The sequence below is a fragment of the Pseudomonas sp. S1_E05 genome (assembly GCF_056337105.1).
Map to the genome: position 1 here is coordinate 4,262,162 of NZ_JBFRHM010000001.1, position 17,882 is coordinate 4,280,043.

Annotated in this window: 9 protein-coding genes and 2 pseudogenes; 6 read left to right on the top strand and 5 right to left on the bottom strand. The window is 60.7% G+C overall.

Features of this window, described 5'->3' with window-relative positions; translation table 11 throughout:
• Positions 1-50: 50 nt before the first annotated feature.
• Positions 51-1,529 (bottom strand): sodium/proline symporter PutP, encoded by a 1,479-nt coding sequence (putP, locus tag AB4N33_RS19580; RefSeq protein ID WP_460118719.1) that lies wholly within the window; start codon positions 1,527-1,529, stop codon positions 51-53.
• Between the two features lie 462 nt (positions 1,530-1,991).
• Here putP and putA point away from each other — a divergent pair, with 462 nt between their 5' ends.
• Positions 1,992-5,945 (top strand): trifunctional transcriptional regulator/proline dehydrogenase/L-glutamate gamma-semialdehyde dehydrogenase, encoded by a 3,954-nt coding sequence (putA, locus tag AB4N33_RS19585; RefSeq protein ID WP_476458056.1) that lies wholly within the window; start codon positions 1,992-1,994, stop codon positions 5,943-5,945.
• 193 nt (positions 5,946-6,138) lie between these two features.
• Positions 6,139-7,941, top strand: coding sequence for an acyl-CoA dehydrogenase (locus tag AB4N33_RS19590; RefSeq protein WP_476458057.1), 1,803 nt, complete (start codon positions 6,139-6,141; stop codon positions 7,939-7,941).
• Positions 7,942-8,075: 134 nt separating this feature from the next.
• Here the strand turns inward: AB4N33_RS19590 and AB4N33_RS19595 are convergent, their stop codons facing one another.
• The 4 genes and pseudogenes from AB4N33_RS19595 to AB4N33_RS19610 form a co-directional block, all read right to left on the bottom strand.
• A complete protein-coding gene (locus AB4N33_RS19595; RefSeq protein WP_476458838.1) occupies positions 8,076-8,816 on the bottom strand; it encodes a methyl-accepting chemotaxis protein in 741 nt (246 codons plus the stop codon).
• 126 nt (positions 8,817-8,942) lie between these two features.
• Positions 8,943-10,013: pseudogene (locus AB4N33_RS19600) on the bottom strand (HAMP domain-containing protein); the annotation flags it as partial.
• A 100-nt stretch (positions 10,014-10,113) separates the two neighbouring features.
• The gene (locus AB4N33_RS19605) at positions 10,114-10,416 is read right to left on the bottom strand and encodes a cell division protein ZapA (protein WP_460118725.1); all 303 of its coding nucleotides are present in this window, start codon (positions 10,414-10,416) and stop codon (positions 10,114-10,116) included.
• Entirely contained in the window at positions 10,413-10,643 is a 231-nt protein-coding gene (locus AB4N33_RS19610) for a hypothetical protein (RefSeq protein WP_460118727.1), read from the bottom strand. The genes AB4N33_RS19605 and AB4N33_RS19610 overlap by 4 nt, the downstream gene beginning before the upstream one ends.
• Before the next feature lie 291 nt (positions 10,644-10,934).
• Here AB4N33_RS19610 and AB4N33_RS19615 point away from each other — a divergent pair.
• The 4 genes and pseudogenes from AB4N33_RS19615 to mscK form a co-directional block, all read left to right on the top strand.
• Positions 10,935-11,690, top strand: a pseudogene (locus tag AB4N33_RS19615) (MCP four helix bundle domain-containing protein); the annotation flags it as partial.
• On the top strand, positions 11,682-12,545 hold the full coding sequence (locus tag AB4N33_RS19620) for a methyl-accepting chemotaxis protein (protein ID WP_460126841.1): 864 nt from the start codon (positions 11,682-11,684) through the stop codon (positions 12,543-12,545). The pseudogene AB4N33_RS19615 and the gene AB4N33_RS19620, both read left to right, overlap by 9 nt.
• Positions 12,546-12,746: 201 nt before the next feature.
• Entirely contained in the window at positions 12,747-14,489 is a 1,743-nt protein-coding gene (locus AB4N33_RS19625) for a potassium/proton antiporter (protein ID WP_460118728.1), read from the top strand.
• 36 nt (positions 14,490-14,525) lie between these two features.
• A complete protein-coding gene (gene mscK, locus AB4N33_RS19630) occupies positions 14,526-17,876 on the top strand; it encodes a mechanosensitive channel MscK (protein ID WP_476458058.1) in 3,351 nt (1,116 codons plus the stop codon).
• Positions 17,877-17,882: the final 6 nt, after the last annotated feature.

Here is a 17,882-nt window from a genome sequence, read left to right on the forward strand (position 1 = left end):
GAAGGAAGCGGGCCGTTTTAGCGAAAGGTCAGAGCATCAGCTCGTCACGATCACTTGTTCAGGCGGTAATCGGCCTCGGCCGCAGCAAAACGCTGTTGCATGCCTTGAGTCGGCGCGCCCATTTTGCTGACGATGTAGATCGCCAGGCTGGCGAAGATGAAACCAGGGATGATTTCGTACAGACCCAGCAGTTCGAAGTGTTTCCACACGATCACGGTGATCGCACCCACCAGGATGCCAGCCAGTGCACCATTGCGGGTCATGTTTTTCCAGATCACGGAGATCAGAACCACCGGACCGAATGCGGCACCAAAACCCGCCCAGGCGTAGCTGACCAGGCCCAGCACGCGGTTTTCCGGGTTGGCGGCCAGCGCAATGGCGACCAGTGCCACCAGCAGCACCATGGCACGACCGACCCACACCAGCTCCAGCTGGGAAGCCGACTTACGCAGGAAAGTCTTGTAGAAGTCTTCGGTCAGGGCACTCGAGCACACCAGCAATTGGCAGCTCAGGGTGCTCATCACGGCAGCCAGGATGGCGGACAGCAGCACACCGGCAATCCATGGATTGAAGAGGATTTTTGCCAGCTCGATGAACACACGTTCATGGTTCTCGGTCACGGGACCGGCCACGTCAGGGTTCGCGGAGAAGTAGGCGATACCGAAGAAGCCTACCGCTACGGTGCCACCCAGGCACAGGATCATCCAGGTCATGGAGATGCGACGGGCATTGGCGATCGACTTGACCGAGTCCGCCGCCATGAAACGCGCAAGAATGTGCGGCTGACCAAAGTAACCCAGGCCCCAACCCATCAGCGAGATAATGCCGATGAAGGTGGTGTTGCGCAGCATGTCGAAGTTGCTTGGGTTCTGCGCTTCGATGGCCAGGAACGTGGTGTCGACGCCGCCAGTGGCCAGCAGCACGATGATCGGCGTCAGCAACAGGGCGAAGATCATCAGCGTGGCTTGTACGGTGTCGGTCCAGCTCACTGCCAGGAAACCGCCTACGAAGGTGTAGGCAATCGTTGCCGCAGCACCGGCCCACAGCGCGGTCTCGTAGGACATGCCGAAAGTGCTTTCGAACAGGCGGGCACCGGCCACGATGCCGGAGGCGCAGTAGATGGTGAAGAACACTAGGATCACGATCGCGGAAATGATCCGCAGCAGGCCGCTTTTGTCTTCAAAACGGCTGGAGAAGTAGTCCGGCAGGGTTAGCGCATCGCCATTGTGCTCGGTCTGCACACGCAGACGGCCGGCGACGAACAGCCAGTTCAGGTAGGCACCGACGATCAGGCCGATGGCGATCCAGCTTTCCGAAAGGCCGGACATGTAGATGGCGCCCGGCAGGCCCATCAGCAACCAGCCGCTCATGTCGGAAGCACCGGCGGACAACGCGGTGACAACGCTGCCCAGGCTGCGACCGCCCAGGATGTAATCGGAAAGGTTGTTGGTGGAGCGATAGGCCATGAAGCCGATCAGCACCATTGCTGCGATGTAGATCACGAACGTGATCAGGGTTGGATTGCTCATTAAGTGACGCCCTGGCTTTGTTTTTATGTAGCAGCGGCAAGTTGAACCGCCTGTAAACGATGATGTTTGACAGACGCTTCGGGAGGCCGCGCATTTATGACTGATGTTTCCCCAGGAAAGCCATCAGCCGGTGCAGCCAACTTTTGATCGGTTGCACCTTGGGGCGCAGATGCTATGCAACATTGCAAATAAGGTGCAACCCATTTCTCGAGAATTAGTTGCACCTAGTCGGATTCCTCAGAAAAAAAAGCGCTTTTGCTCCGTAATGGGTCAGTAAAATGTGCTTGCTATAAGCAAAAGCACCAAGCAGAAGCGGGACTTTCGTTCCAGAATTATTTTCCTGACGAGTTGCGCATTATTCCTGCAAAAAAAGGGTTGCACCCGGTTGCACCTCATCCAGAGCACGGCTAATCTTGCGGCCAGCTGATGCCACGCAGTCGTGGCAAACATGAGGATAAAAACATGGCTACCACCACCCTTGGCGTCAAGCTTGACGACCCGACCCGCGAGCGCCTGAAGGCCGCCGCAACCTCGATTGATCGCACGCCCCACTGGCTGATCAAGCAGGCAATTTTCAATTACCTGGAAAAACTCGAGGGTGGTGCAACCCTGACTGAGCTCAACGGCTTGAGCGCCGCTGCGAGTGATGATGCAGGCGAGCTGCACGTCGACCACGCTCACCAGTGCTTCCTCGAATTCGCCGAAAGCATCTTGCCGCAATCGGTCCTGCGCGCTTCGATCACCGCCGCTTACCGCCGCCCTGAGCCGGAAGTGGTGCCGATGCTGATCGAACAGGCTCGCCTGCCCGCACCGATGGCCGACGCCACCAACAAGCTGGCGGCTTCGATTGCCGAAAAGTTGCGCAACCAGAAAAGTGCCGGCGGCCGTGCCGGGATCGTGCAGGGCCTGCTGCAGGAATTTTCCCTGTCTTCGCAGGAAGGCGTGGCCCTGATGTGCCTGGCGGAAGCGCTGCTTCGCATCCCGGACAAAGGCACCCGTGACGCCCTGATCCGCGACAAGATCAGCACTGGCAATTGGCAGCCACACCTGGGCAACAGTCCGTCGCTGTTCGTCAACGCCGCCACTTGGGGCCTGCTGCTGACCGGCAAGCTGGTGTCTACTCATAATGAAGCCGGCCTGACTTCGTCCCTGAGCCGCATCATCGGCAAAAGTGGCGAGCCGATGATCCGCAAGGGCGTCGACATGGCCATGCGCCTGATGGGTGAGCAATTCGTTACTGGCGAAACCATCGCCGAAGCCTTGGCCAACGCGAGCAAGTTCGAATCCAAGGGCTTCCGCTACTCCTACGACATGCTGGGTGAAGCCGCGCTCACCGAGCACGACGCACAGAAATACCTGGCCTCGTACGAACAAGCCATTCACTCGATCGGCAAGGCTTCACACGGTCGTGGGATTTATGAAGGCCCGGGCATTTCCATCAAACTGTCCGCCCTGCACCCGCGTTACAGCCGTGCGCAATATGAGCGCGTGATGGACGAGCTGTACCCACGCCTGCTGTCGCTTACCCTGCTGGCCAAGCAATATGACATTGGCCTGAACATCGACGCCGAAGAAGCCGATCGCCTTGAGCTGTCGCTGGATCTGCTGGAGCGCCTGTGCTTCGAGCCGCAACTGACCGGCTGGAACGGCATCGGATTCGTGATCCAGGCTTATCAGAAGCGTTGCCCGTACGTGATCGACTACGTGATCGACCTGGCTCGCCGCAGCCGTCATCGCCTGATGATCCGCCTGGTAAAAGGCGCGTACTGGGACAGCGAAATCAAGCGCGCCCAGGTCGAAGGCCTGGAAGGCTATCCGGTCTACACCCGTAAGGTGTACACCGACGTGTCCTACATCGCTTGCGCGCGCAAACTGTTGTCGGTGCCGGAAGTCATTTACCCGCAGTTCGCCACGCACAACGCCCACACCCTGTCGGCCATTTATCACATCGCCGGTCAGAATTATTACCCGGGCCAATACGAGTTCCAGTGCCTGCACGGCATGGGTGAACCGCTTTACGAACAAGTTGTAGGCAAGGTTTCCGAGGGCAAGCTGAACCGTCCGTGCCGCGTGTACGCTCCGGTTGGCACCCACGAAACGCTGCTGGCCTACCTGGTACGTCGCCTGCTGGAAAACGGCGCGAACACATCGTTCGTCAATCGCATTGCCGACCAGTCGATCTCGATCCAGGAACTGGTGGCCGATCCGGTCGCCAGCATCGAGAAGATGGCCACTACCGAAGGCGGTTTTGGCCTGCCGCACCCGCGCATTCCATTGCCGCGCGACCTGTACGGCCCCGAGCGCGCCAACTCCAGCGGCATCGACATGGCCAACGAACACCGTCTGGCGTCGTTGTCCTGCGCGCTGCTGGCCACCGCACACAACAACTGGAAAGCCGCACCCATGCTCGGTTGCGCCTCCAGCACCGAAACCCCGGCGCCCGTACTCAACCCGTCCGATTTGCGTGACGTGGTCGGCCACGTGCAGGAAGCGACGGTCGAAGATGTCGACAACGCCATTCAGTGTGCCCTGAACGCCGCCCCGATCTGGCAGGCCACCCCGCCCGCCGAACGTGCCGCCATCCTGGAGCGCGCCGCCGACCTGATGGAAGCCGAAATCCAGCCGTTGATGGGTCTGTTGGCCCGTGAAGCGGGGAAGACTTTCGCCAACGCCATTGCCGAAGTGCGTGAAGCCGTGGACTTCCTGCGTTACTACGCGGTCCAGGCACGCAACGATTTCAGCAACGACGCCCACCGCCCACTGGGCCCGGTGGTCTGTATCAGCCCGTGGAATTTCCCGCTGGCGATTTTCAGCGGCCAGGTTGCCGCAGCCCTCGCCGCCGGTAACCCGGTTCTGGCCAAGCCTGCGGAACAAACTCCACTGGTCGCCGCGCAAGCCGTGCGCCTGCTGCTCGAAGCCGGCATTCCGCAAGGCGTACTGCAACTGCTGCCGGGACGTGGCGAAACGGTAGGTGCCGGCCTGGTCGGCGATGATCGCGTCAAAGGCGTGATGTTCACGGGCTCCACCGAAGTGGCGCGCCTGCTGCAACGCAACATTGCCGGTCGCCTGGACAACCAGGGCCGTCCGATCCCGTTGATCGCCGAAACCGGCGGCCAGAACGCCATGATCGTCGACTCCTCGGCGCTGACCGAGCAAGTGGTGATTGACGTTGTATCGTCGGCCTTCGACAGCGCCGGCCAGCGTTGCTCGGCACTGCGCGTGCTGTGCTTGCAGGAAGATTCCGCCGACCGCGTCATCGAAATGCTCAAGGGCGCGATGGCCGAAAGCCGCCTTGGCAACCCAGAGCGCCTGTCCGTGGACATCGGGCCAGTGATCGATGCCGAAGCCAAGGCAGGTATCGAGAAGCACATCCAGGCCATGCGCGACAAAGGCCGCAGCGTGTACCAGGTCGCTATCGCCGATGCCGAGGAGGTCAAGCGCGGCACCTTCGTGATGCCGACCCTGATCGAACTGGAAAGCTTTGACGAACTGCAACGGGAAATCTTCGGCCCTGTGCTGCACGTGGTTCGCTACAAGCGCAAGGACATCGACCAGTTGATCGGCCAGATCAACGCCTCCGGCTACGGCCTGACCCTGGGCGTGCACACCCGCATCGACGAGACCATCGCCAAGGTGATCGATAACGTCAATGCCGGTAACGTCTACGTCAACCGCAACATCGTCGGTGCTGTGGTCGGTGTACAGCCGTTCGGCGGTGAAGGCCTGTCGGGCACCGGTCCGAAAGCCGGTGGCCCGCTGTACCTGTACCGCCTGCTGTCGACCCGTCCTGCGGACGCTATCGAACAATCCTTCGCTCGCGGTGATGCCATCACAGCACCGGATGTTCGCCTGCGTGATGCCATGAGCCAACCGCTGACCGCCCTCAAAGTCTGGGCTGACAGCAATAAACTCGCAGACCTGAACGCCCTGTGCACGCAGTTCGCCGGCCAATCGCAAAGCGGCATCACCCGCGTCCTGGCCGGCCCGACCGGCGAGCGCAACAGCTATGCGATCCTGCCGCGCGAGCACGTGCTGTGCCTGGCGGACATCGAAGGCGACCTGTTGACCCAACTGGCAGCGGTGCTGGCGGTAGGCGGCTCGGCGGTATGGCCGGAAACCGAGGTGAGCAAGGCACTGTTCGCACGCCTGCCGAAGGACATTCAGGCGCGCATCAAACCGGTGGCTGACTGGAACAGGGACGAAGTGGTGTTCGATGCGGTCTTGCATCACGGTCATTCCGACCAACTTCGTGCGGTGTGCCAGCAGGTGGCCAAGCGTGCCGGCGCCATCGTTGGTGTGCAGGGCCTGTCCCAGGGTGAGTCCAACATCGCGCTGGAGCGCCTGGTGATCGAGCGGGCATTGAGCGTCAACACGGCAGCGGCGGGTGGTAATGCCAGCCTGATGACCATCGGCTGAGGGCAGCTACCCAAGCCACGAGCTTCAAGCTACGAGCTGCAAGTAAAAGCAATTGCGAGTGCTTTTACTTGTGGCTTGTAGCTCGCAGCTCGCAGCTCGCAGCTTGTACTGCTTTATCATCCCCATCAATCATCCTATCCCTCCTGCATTCCCCAACTTAGACTCGGCCCATTCCAAAAACAGGTAGGCCGCCATGTCCGAGACGTTGCTCAGTTCCCGCAATCTGGCTTTCGAGCTGTATGAAGTCCTCGATGCCGAGGGCCTGACCCAGCGTGAGCGTTTCGCCGAGCACAATCGCGAAACCTTCGATGCCGCCCTTGGCACCGCTCGCAGCATCGCCGAGAAATTTTTCGCCCCGCATAACCGCAAGAACGACGAGAACGAGCCGCACTACGAAGACGGTCGGGCGATTCTGATCCCCGAGGTGAAACCTGCCGTGGATGCGTTCCTCGAGGCCGGTTTCCTCAACGCCGCGCGCAGTTTCGACGCCGGGGGCATGCAGCTTCCTACATTGCTGTCCCAAGCCTGTTTTGCCCATTTCCAGTCAGCCAACGCGGCATCGACGTCGTACCCGTTCCTGACAATGGGCGCGGCCAACCTGATAGAAAGTTTCGGCACCGACGATCAAAAGCGGCGTTTCCTGCAACCGATGATCGAGGGCCGTTTTTTCGGCACCATGGCGCTGACTGAACCACATGCCGGCTCCTCGCTATCGGACATTCGTACTCGCGCCGAGCCTGCATCCGACGGCACCTATCGACTCAAGGGCAACAAGATTTTCATCTCCGGCGGTGATCACCCGCTGTCGGAAAACATCGTGCACATGGTGCTGGCAAAGCTGCCGGATGCACCCGCCGGAGTGAAGGGAATTTCGCTGTTCATCGTGCCCAAGTTTCTGGTCAACGATGACGGCAGCCTGGGGCCTCGCAATGATGTGCTGCTGGCAGGGCTGTTTCACAAGATGGGCTGGCGCGGCACCACGTCCACGGCGCTGAACTTCGGCGATAACGACGACTGTGTTGGCTATCTGGTGGGCCAGCCGCATCAGGGTTTGAGCTACATGTTCCAGATGATGAACGAGGCACGGATCGGTGTTGGCATGGGCGCGGTGATGCTCGGTTACGCCGGCTACCTGCACTCGCTGGAATACGCCCGCGAGCGCCCACAAGGCCGGGTGCCGGACAGCAAGGATCCGACCACCAAACCTGTGGCAATTATCCAGCACGCCGACGTCAAGCGCATGCTGCTCACGCAAAAAGCCTACGTCGAAGGTTCGTTCGACCTCGGGCTGTACGCGGCGCGACTGTTCGATGACACCACCACGCTTGAAACCGAAGCCGAGCGCAAGCAGGCCCACGAGCTGCTGGATCTGCTGACACCGATCGTCAAATCCTGGCCGTCGGAGTTCTGCCTGAAGGCCAACGAACTGGCGATCCAGATTCTCGGCGGGCATGGCTACACCCGAGAGTACCCGGTGGAACAGTATTACCGCGACAACCGCCTGAACCCGATCCATGAAGGCACCCATGGCATTCAGTCGCTGGACTTGCTCGGACGCAAACTGGCACAGAATGGCGGCGCGGGGCTCAAGCAACTGATTCGTCTGATCGCCGAGACGGCCGAGCGGGCGCAGGGGTTCGACTCACTGACGCCCTTGCGTGAGCCGCTGGAGAAGCTGGTTGCTCGCTTGCAGAGCGTGACCATCGGCCTGCTGACAGACCTCGCCCAAGGCAAGGTCAACAGCAGCCTGGCGAACTCGGTACTGTACCTGAAAGTGTTCGGACACACCGTCATTGGCTGGCGCTGGCTGGAGCAGGCCATTCGTGCGGAGGAAGGCTTGGCCAAAGGCAATGCGGCGGATGCAGGCTTCTATAAAGGCAAGCTGCAGGCGGCCCGGTATTTCCTGACCTGGGAAGTACCGGGTTGCCATCATGAACTGGCAATTCTTGAAGCTCGGGATGATGTGTGCCTGAACATGCAGGATGAGTGGTTCTGATCGGTTTGTTGTAGCGCGGCCAATCGCGAGCAAGCCCGCTCCCACAGGGTTTGGGGTGGAACACAAATGGTGTGAACACCCTAGCCACCAGTGGGAGCGGGCTTGCTCGCGAAGGCGCCAGTGAAAACATCCCATCACCCCAACTTGAACCCACCCATCTGCCGCGCCAGGTCATCGGCCAAGCGCTGCAACGTCTGGCAATCCTCCCGACATGCCCTCACCTCTCCCGCCGTCGCCCGCGCCAGATCGGAAATCCCCTGCACGTTGCGGTTGATCTCTTCGGTCACCGCCGACTGCTCTTCCGTCGCGGTCGCCACCTGGTGGTTCATGTCGCTGATGCGTTCGACCTGCCCGGTGATAGCGGTCAAGGATGCACCCGTGCGCTGGCTCGACTCGACACCGGTTCCCGTCGCCGCTTGTCCGCTGTGCATCGACGACACCGCATTTTCCGCCCCCTGCTTGAGGCTGGCGATCATCTGCTGAATCTCGTCGGTGGACGCCTGTGTACGTCGGGCCAGGGTCCGCACTTCATCGGCCACCACCGCGAAACCACGCCCCATGTCCCCCGCCCGCGCGGCTTCGATGGCGGCGTTGAGCGCCAACAGGTTGGTCTGCTCGGAAATCCCGCGAATCACCGCCAGCACCTGATCGATCGACGCCACCTGATGCGCCAGCTCCCCGACCGCACCGGCGGCCACGCCGATTTCATCAGACATGCTTTCGATGTGGCGGATCGACCCGCCAACCACTTCCCGCGCCAGCAACGCTTCGTCACGGGCCGACTGTGACGCGAGCGCCGCATTGCCGGCGTTCTGTGCGATGTCCTGCACGGTCAAACCCATCTCATGGACGGCGGTGGCGACCATGTCGGTCATTTCCTGTTGCCGACCAGAGCGTTCAGCCGTGTTGTCCACCACTCGCGCCACCTGCCCCACGGCTGTACGCAAGCGTTCACTGGTGGCCAGTACTTCACCGATCAGGGTGCGCTGACTGTCCAGGAAGCGGTTGAAACCACGCGCAAGGTCGCCAAGTTCATCAGCGCGAGTGGAATCTAACCGGTGAGTCAAATCTCCACCACCGCTACCGATGGCCACCAGTGCTTCTGTTACCTGCCGAATCGGTCGCACCAACCCGCGGGCCAGCAAGACCACCAGCAGCAAGCTCACCAGGGCTACCGCCAGGCCGATGCCGCTACTTATCCACAGGGCGCGGCGAGCTTCTGCGTAAATCTGCGACTGTGGCACTTCGGCCACGAGCGTCCAGTCGAGATCACGCAAGGGCAGGCTTAGCGCCAGATAGTCTTCGCCCTCACGACTGAAGCTGCTGCTTGCGGCGGTTTTTTGACCGATGATCGCTTGGGCTGCGGACGCGCCGATCTGCTCGGCAAGCGTGCGCCTGCCGCTGAACTGCCCCTCGGGATGGACCTGGATCAGACCGTCGGAACGCACGAGATAGACCCGGCCGCGCGCCCCGAAGTTGAAGTCGTGAATCAACTCGGACAGCTCTTTCATGCTCAGCCCGAGGCCGGCGACACCCACCACCTTGCCCGCTTGTTCGACCTTGAGGTCGATAAACAGCGCCAATTCTCCGGTGGCGGTGTCATTGTCGATATTGAGGGTGCGCGGCTGATTGCTGTCGAGGAAGGAGTAGAACCAGGCGTCCTTGGCGTTGGCTCGGCTCAGGGAGCGATCCAGGCCTTTTTCGGTGAAGTAGTGGTTGGTCGCGGCGCCGATAATCAGCGCGGTAAACGCCTTGTGTTCGGCGCGGATGCCTTCCAGATAGTCTACGAACGCCGGCGTTTTACTGGCATCTTCGCCATTGGCAAGCCACTCGCGGACCATGCTGTTGCTGGCGATGTCCTTGGCGGCGGTGAGGGGCTGCACGAGGATGCGCTCGATGTCGTTGCGCATGGCCTCGATGCTCGACGGCAGCGCCTGTTCGACCAGATAACGCTGGGCAAGACGGTTGACCACGAGGGTATAAATGCCAACTACGATCAGGATGCTGAGCAGCAGGGCGGTGCCCATGCTCAAGATCAACTGCCATTGAATACTGCGTCGCCAGAACTGCATGAAACACCCCCAAAGAATAAGAGGCTGAAACACTGCAACAGCCGTGCCGATTGTATACAGGACAATCGACAATCTATTCTTTGGTTGTGCTCAAGACCTATCAGGCCTGATTGATCGTCTTGGTGATCACTTCAACCGTGGCGCTGACTTGCTCTTGATAACGGTCGAGTTCCAGCTTGTGTTGCTTCTGCATTTCGATCTGCCGGGAACACAGGTTCATCGCGGCCAGCACCAGCAGGCGATCGCCGATCAGCGTCGGGTACTTCCTTTTGGTCTCGGCCAGGGCAGCCTTCAACATGACGGCGGCGTCCAGCAGGGTTTGCTCTTCCCCGGCCGGTGCCTTGATCGAATAGTCCTCTCCCAGAATCGAGACGACCTTTACCCCTGCGGCGCCGATACTCATGCGCTGACCGGGCCGGCATTGACGCGATCAACCAGCGCCTGAATACGGGCAGCGGTCGCGCCGTGCTTCTCTTCCTGTTCCATCAGGCTCAGTTGCAGGCTTTCATTTTCATCCTTGAGCCCGGCCAGTTCCGCACTCAGGGCCTGATTGGTGCCCAAGAGGCTCTGATTCTGTTGCACGAGGTCACTGACCAGTTGTTCCAATTGGCTGAGGGATGCTTCCAACATTTTGATTTTCCAGGCTTTTTCAAAGGGCGCGTACGATAAAGAAAAGTTACCGGCGATGCCAGGGGTACAAGGACGCAAGCCCTTGATTTTCCTGGTCGGTAACGCTCCTCGGCGAACCCTAGAGACTGTGATTGGCGGATCTGGTTCCTGCACTTCGTCGCCGCATCGGATTGGCGACTGATCCGAAGCCCCCCTCAAGACTTTAGTCGTATGACCGATAAGTCACGCATACGTCAGTTTCAGCGCCGCACAGGCGCGTTTAATTCGGTACCCACCATGTCCCTTCGTAATATGAATATCGCCCCGCGTGCGCTTGTGAGTTTCGCCCTGATTGGCGCGCTGATGATGATCCTGGGCGTGTTTGCATTGAATCAGATGAGCAAGATTCGCGGTGCAGCCGAGGACATCGCCAGTAACAGTGTGCCAAGCATCAAGGCTCTCGATGAATTCACCCAATTGACCCTGCGCCTGCGCGTCCTGTCCTACCGTCTGCTGGTCAATCGCGAGGCGGACGTACAGCAAAAGACCATGGACCTGCTGGACATGCGCAACCAGCAGATCCGCACCGCCCAGGGCATCTACGAAAAACTGATCGCCAGCCCGCAGGAACGTGCCGCCTACGATCAATACGTACAGCTGCTGGGGCAATATCGCCAGATCGAAGACCGGATGAAAACACTGTCGCGCAGCAATCAGGTGGATGATCTGCGCAACCTGCTCAACACCGATCTGCTGAGCAACTCCGAGGCGATCAACGCGGTGCTGGCCAAACTTCTGGAGATCAACACCCGGCAAACCCTCGACACCGACCAGCAAGCCGCCGATCAGTACGACAGCGCGTTCAATCTGGTGGTTGTCCTGCTGGTTATCGCCACCGTTCTGACGTTCCTGTTTGCCTGGCTGCTGACCAACAGCATCACCCGACCAATCGCCAATGCCCTGGGCGCCGCCGAAGCCATCGCCGAGGGCAACCTGACGCGCCCGATCACCGTTGATGGCCAGGACGAAGCCGGTCGACTGCTGGCCGCCATGGCCAAGATGCAGGACAAGCTGCGCGACACCCTGCAACGTATCTCCGGTTCGGCCACGCAGTTGGCATCGGCCGCCGAAGAGCTCAACAGCGTCACCGACGAAAGCGCCCGTGGTCTGACCCAGCAGAACAACGAGATCGAACAGGCCGCCACGGCCGTCAACGAGATGACCAGCGCCGTGGAAGAAGTGGCACGCAACGCGGTGAGCACCTCCGAGGCGTCGAAGAACGCCACCACCTCCGCAGGTGACGGCCGTGACCTGGTTCAGGAAACCGTAAGCGCCATCGAACGCATGAGCACCGACGTGCAGAGCACCGCCACCTTGATCGGCGAGCTGGCCAATGAATCGCGCGACATCGGCAAGGTCCTGGATGTGATCCGTGGCCTGGCTGATCAGACGAACCTGCTGGCCCTGAACGCTGCCATCGAAGCGGCTCGCGCCGGTGAAGCGGGTCGCGGTTTTGCGGTGGTGGCCGATGAAGTTCGAGCGCTCGCCCACCGCACCCAGCAGTCGACCAGCGAAATCGAGCGCATGATTGGCAGCATTCAGAACGGTACGGAACAGGCCGTGGATTCGATGCGCAACAGCACCGAACGTGCTGAGTCGACCCTGAACATCGCTCGGGGCGCCGGCCTGTCCCTGGACACCATCAACAGCGCCGTCGCCGAAATCAACGAGCGCAACCTGGTCATCGCCAGCGCCGCCGAAGAGCAGGCCCAGGTGGCCCGCGAAGTGGATCGTAACCTGGTGAACATTCGTGACCTGTCGGTGCAATCGGCCACCGGCGCCAACCAGACCAGTGCGGCCAGCAACGAGCTGTCGCGCCTGGCAGTGGATCTGAACACGATGGTGGGGCGTTTCAGGCTCTGACCTCTCGCCGATGATCGTTCCCACCCCGAGCGTGGGAACGATCATTGAACGCAGCGTGGGAACGATCCGGATACGGCGCATCGGAACGATCGGCGCCCAAACCTGTTTGACAGCATCACATTTCAACAGGTTAGAATCGATGGCACGCAGACTGCATGGTCAGTTTGTGCCCGCCTTTTTTCAGCTTCCGGAGTATTGCCCTTGAATGCGACAACCATCAACAGCCTGTTCTTGATCGGCGCGTTGCTGGTAGGTGCAAGCATTCTGGTGAGCTCACTTTCCTCACGTCTGGGCATCCCGATCCTGGTGATTATCCTGGCCGTGGGCATGACCGCCGGTGTCGACGGCGGCGGGATCATTTTCGACAACTACCCGACGGCCTATCTGGTCGGCAACCTCGCACTGGCGGTCATCCTGCTCGACGGCGGCTTGCGCACCCGGGTCTCAAGCTTCCGTGTGGCATTGTGGCCGGCGCTGTCGCTGGCCACCGTCGGGGTACTGATTACCACCGGTTTGACCGGCATGGTCGCAGCCTGGCTGTTCGACCTGAATATGATCCAGGGCCTGCTGATCGGCGCCATTGTCGGCTCCACTGACGCCGCGGCGGTGTTCTCGCTGCTGGGCGGCAAGGGACTCAATGAACGGGTGACCGCCAGCCTGGAGATCGAATCCGGCAGCAACGACCCCATGGCGGTGTTCCTCACCGTCACCCTGATCGACATGCTGGCGAGCGGTCAGACGGGGCTGCACTGGGACTTGCTGCTGCACCTGGTGCGAGAGTTCGGCATCGGCGGAGTGATCGGACTGGGCGGTGGCTGGTTGATGTTGCAACTGGTCAACCGCATCAACCTCGCCACCGGCCTCTACCCGATCCTGGTGATTGCCGGCGGCCTGGTGGTGTTCGCCCTGACCAACGCCCTGCACGGCAGCGGCTTCCTTGCGGTTTATCTGTGCGGTCTGGTGATCGGCAACCGTCCGGTACGCAGCCGCCACGGCATACTCCACATGCTCGATGGCATGGCATGGCTGGCACAAATTGGCATGTTCCTGGTGCTGGGCCTGCTGGTGACGCCACACGACTTGCTGCCCATCGCCATCCCCGCGCTCGGCCTGGCGCTGTGGATGATCCTGGTAGCACGTCCGCTGTCGGTGGTCGTTGGCCTGCTGCCGTTCAAGGCATTCCATGGCCGCGAGAAAGCCTTTATTTCCTGGGTGGGCCTGCGTGGGGCGGTGCCGATCATTCTGGCGGTGTTCCCGCTGATGGCCGGGCTGCCCAATGCCCAGCTCTACTTCAACCTCGCATTTTTCATCGTGCTGGTCTCGCTGCTGGTGCAAGGCACCAGCCTGCCGTGGGTGGCCAAACTGTTGAAGGTGACCGTTCCCCCGGAGCCGGCGCCGATCTCTCGCGCCGCTTTGGAAGTTCACGTCACCAGCGAGTGGGAGCTGTTCGTTTATCGCCTCGGTGCCGAGAAGTGGTGCATAGGCTCGCCGCTGCGCGAGTTGAAAATGCCCGAGGGCACCAGGATCGCAGCGCTGTTTCGCGGCCAACAATTGCTCCATCCGTCGGGTAGTACGGTGCTCGAAGTCGACGATTTGCTGTGTGTAATCGGTCATGAACACAACCTGCCGGCCCTGGGAAAACTGTTCAGCCAGGCGCCGCAACGGGGGCTGGATTTGCGTTTCTTCGGCGACTTCGTACTCGAAGGAGACGCCCAACTGGCCGCGGTTGCTGCCCTCTACGGGTTGAAGGTCGAAGGCATCGATCCGGACATGTCCCTGGGTCGGTTCATTGCGCAGAAAGTGGGCGGTGCGCCAGTAGTCGGCGACCAGGTGGACTGGAACAATACCCTGTGGACCGTCGCGGTCATGGACGGGAACAAGATCGGCAAAGTGGGCGTCAGATTCCCCGAAGGAAGTCGCCCGGGCCCCGGGCTCTTCCTCTAAACTCCACACTTCGCCTTTTGTTTCCGATCAAAATCTATGTCGACCCTGCGCACCTTTTTCATCATGGCCCTGCTGGGCCTGAGCCTTTCTGTCGGCTCTCTGCAAGCAGCCGAACCGCCGTCCCGCGAAACCGTACAGGCCAGCCTGGACAAGATCGCCGATCGCAAACTGCCCGAAGCCGATCAGAAAGCCTTGCAGAGCGTTCTGCAAAACACCCTGACCCAGCTCGGCAACCAGCGTGACTACGAGCAAAAGCTGGCCGATATCAAGCAGCAATTGGCTACCGCGCCCAAACAGACCATCGAGAACCAGCGCGAGCTGACCCGACTCAAGGGCACCAGCATGCCGCCGGTGGCACAGCGCTACGCCAAGGAGTCCATCCCGCAACTGGAACAATTGCTGACCGAGCGCTCGACCCAGCAAAGCGACATGCAAAAGGCCTTGGCGGATGCCAATAGCCTGGTCATCACGGCGCAGACCCGTCCCGAGCGCGCCCAGGCGGAAATCTCCAGCAGCCAGACGCGCATCCAGCAGATCAACAATATCCTCAAGGCCGGCAAAGATGCCGGCAAGACGTTGAGCGCCGAGCAACGCGACCTGCTCAATGCCGAGCTGGCAGCACTGAATGCACTGATCCCGCTGCGTCGCCAGGAACTGGCCGGCAACAGCCAGTTGCAGGACCTGGGTAACAGCCAGCACGACCTGCTGACGGAAAAGTCCGACCGCCTGGACCGGGAAATCCAGGAACTGCAAAACCTGATCAACCAAAAGCGCCTGGCCCAATCCCAGGAGACCGTGACGCAGCAGTCCATCGAAGCGCAGAAATCCGGCGGCAGTGCCTTGCTGGCAAGTGAAAGCGCAGCCAACCTGAAGCTGTCTGACTACCTGCTCAAAAGCACCGACCGCTTGAACGTCGTCACGCAACAGAACCTGCAAACCAAGCAGCAACTGGACAATGTGACCCAAAGTGACTCGGCATTGGACGAGCAAATCAACGTGCTCAAGGGCAGCCTGCTGCTGTCCAAGATCCTCTACAAACAAAAACAGGGCCTGCCGCGCCTCAAGGTTGATCGTGATCTTGCCGACCAGATCGCCGACATCCGCCTGTACCAGTTCGAGGTGAGCCAACAGCGCGAGTTGCTCAGCAATCCGGCGACTTACGTCGACAATCTGCTGTCGACCCAGCCGCCTGAGCAGGTCACCCCGCAGCTGCGTAAAAGCCTGCTGGAATTGGCCACCACCCGGGCCGACCTGTTGGAGCGTCTGAACCGCGAACTCAGCGCAGTGCTCAACGAATCCATCACGTTGCAGCTCAACCAGAAGCAACTGCTGAGCACCGCGCAAAGCCTGCGTGCGACGCTCGACGAGCAGATGTTCTGGATTCCGAGCAACAAGCCGTTGGACCTGGAATGGATGCGCGGCGTGCCGGAACGCCTGCAACGCCAGATCGCGACCCTGCCGCTGGCTTCGAGCTTCAGCGAATTGAGCGATGGCCTGACGCAGCGACCGCTGCTGTTCCTGCCGCTGGTGCTGCTGATCGGCGCACTGCTATGGCGCCGCAAAAGCCTCTATGCCCGTCTGAACAAGGTCCACCAGGACATCGGCCACTTCAAGCGTGACAGCCAGTTGCACACGCCACAGGCGATCCTCATCAACATTCTGCTGGCGTTGCCGGTTGCACTGGGTCTTGCCCTGTGCGGGCTGGCGTTGCAGATCGACGCCCGCGGACAGAACGCCAACATGGGCGCGGCGCTGCTGCAAATGGCGATGGCCTGGCTGGTGTTCTACACCGCTTACCGAATCCTCGCGCCGGGTGGCGTAGCCGAACTGCACTTCCGCTGGGAAAAACCCCAGGTCGAGTTCCTCCAGGCCTGGGTCCGCCGACTCGGGCTGGTGGTCATGGCCCTGGTAGCGGTGGTGGCGGTCGCCGAACTGCAACCGGCGGCGCTGGCCGACGACGTGTTGGGCATGCCGGTGGTGCTGACCTGCTACGCGCTGATGGCGCTATTGCTCAGCCGCCTGCTGATCAGCAGCCCGACCCACAAGAATGCCTCGCTGTTCCGCAAGGCCGTGGGAGTGATGTTCACTGCCCTGCCCATCGCGTTATTCGTGGCCGTGTGCTTTGGTTACTACTACACCGCACTGAAACTCAGCGACCGCTTGATCAATACCTTGTACCTGCTGATGTTCTGGCTGGTGATTGAAGCCACGTTCGTACGCGGACTCAGCGTCGCGGCCAGGCGCCTGGCTTATCAGCGCGCCCTGGCCAAACGCCAGGCCGCCAAGGAAGCCGGTGATGGCGAAGCGGTGATCGAAGAGCCGACCCTGGACATCGAGAAGGTCAACGAACAGTCCCTGCGCCTGATTCGCCTGGCCCTGCTCGGCGGCTTCATCGCGGCGCTGTACTGGGTCTGGTCCGACCTGATCTCGGTGTTCTCGTACCTGGACAACGTCACCCTCTACGAATACACCAGCGGCACCGGGGCCAATATGAGCATGGTGCCGATCAGCATCGGCGACATGCTGGGCGCACTGATCATCATCGGTATCACCTTCGCCCTGGCGCGCAACTTGCCGGGTCTGCTGGAAGTGTTCGTGCTGTCGAAACTGGACTTGGCCCAAGGCAGTGCCTACGCCACCACTACGCTACTTTCCTACGTGATTGCCGGCGTCGGTTTCGTCACGACCCTGTCGACCCTCGGCGTGAGCTGGGACAAGCTGCAATGGTTGGTGGCCGCGCTATCGGTAGGCCTCGGTTTCGGCATGCAGGAGATTTTCGCCAACTTCATTTCCGGCATCATGATCCTCTTCGAACGCCCGGTGCGCATTGGTGACACCATCACCATCGGCAACCTCTCGGGCACGGTGAGCAAGATCCGCATCCGCGCCACGACCATCACCGACTTCGACCGCAAGGACATCATCGTCCCGAACAAAACCTTCATCACCGGGCAACTGATCAACTGGTCGCTGACTGACACCATCACCCGGGTCACGCTCAAACTCGGCGTCGACTACGGCTCGGACCTGGACCTGGTCAAAGAACTGCTGCTCAAGGCCGCCCGGGAGAACCCACGGGTGCTCAAGGAACCGGAGCCGCACGTGTACTTCCTCAATTTTGGTGAAAGCACCCTTGACCATGAGCTGCGCATGCACGTGCGTGACCTCGGCGACCGCAACCCGGTGCTCGATGAAGTCAACCGCTTCATCAACCGTGAGTTCAAGAAACAGCACATCAATATTTCTTTCCGGCAAATGGAGGTTTACCTCAAGAACCTGCACGGTCAGGAATACAAGATGGTGCCTATCGAGCCGGAAACGAAGACCATCGTGCCGCTGGCTGAGGGCAAGCCCCTGCAAGAGCCGCCGCCCGCCAAGCTCGACTAACCGCCC

Coding starts and splice junctions, on each gene's coding strand:
- putP (WP_460118719.1), bottom strand. CDS start 1,529: ATGAGCAATCCAACCCTGATCACGTTCGTGATCTACATCGCAGCAATG.
- putA (WP_476458056.1), top strand. CDS start 1,992: ATGGCTACCACCACCCTTGGCGTCAAGCTTGACGACCCGACCCGCGAG.
- AB4N33_RS19590 (WP_476458057.1), top strand. CDS start 6,139: ATGTCCGAGACGTTGCTCAGTTCCCGCAATCTGGCTTTCGAGCTGTAT.
- AB4N33_RS19595 (WP_476458838.1), bottom strand. CDS start 8,816: ATGACCGACATGGTCGCCACCGCCGTCCATGAGATGGGTTTGACCGTG.
- AB4N33_RS19605 (WP_460118725.1), bottom strand. CDS start 10,416: ATGAGTATCGGCGCCGCAGGGGTAAAGGTCGTCTCGATTCTGGGAGAG.
- AB4N33_RS19610 (WP_460118727.1), bottom strand. CDS start 10,643: ATGTTGGAAGCATCCCTCAGCCAATTGGAACAACTGGTCAGTGACCTC.
- AB4N33_RS19620 (WP_460126841.1), top strand. CDS start 11,682: ATGCAGGACAAGCTGCGCGACACCCTGCAACGTATCTCCGGTTCGGCC.
- mscK (WP_476458058.1), top strand. CDS start 14,526: ATGTCGACCCTGCGCACCTTTTTCATCATGGCCCTGCTGGGCCTGAGC.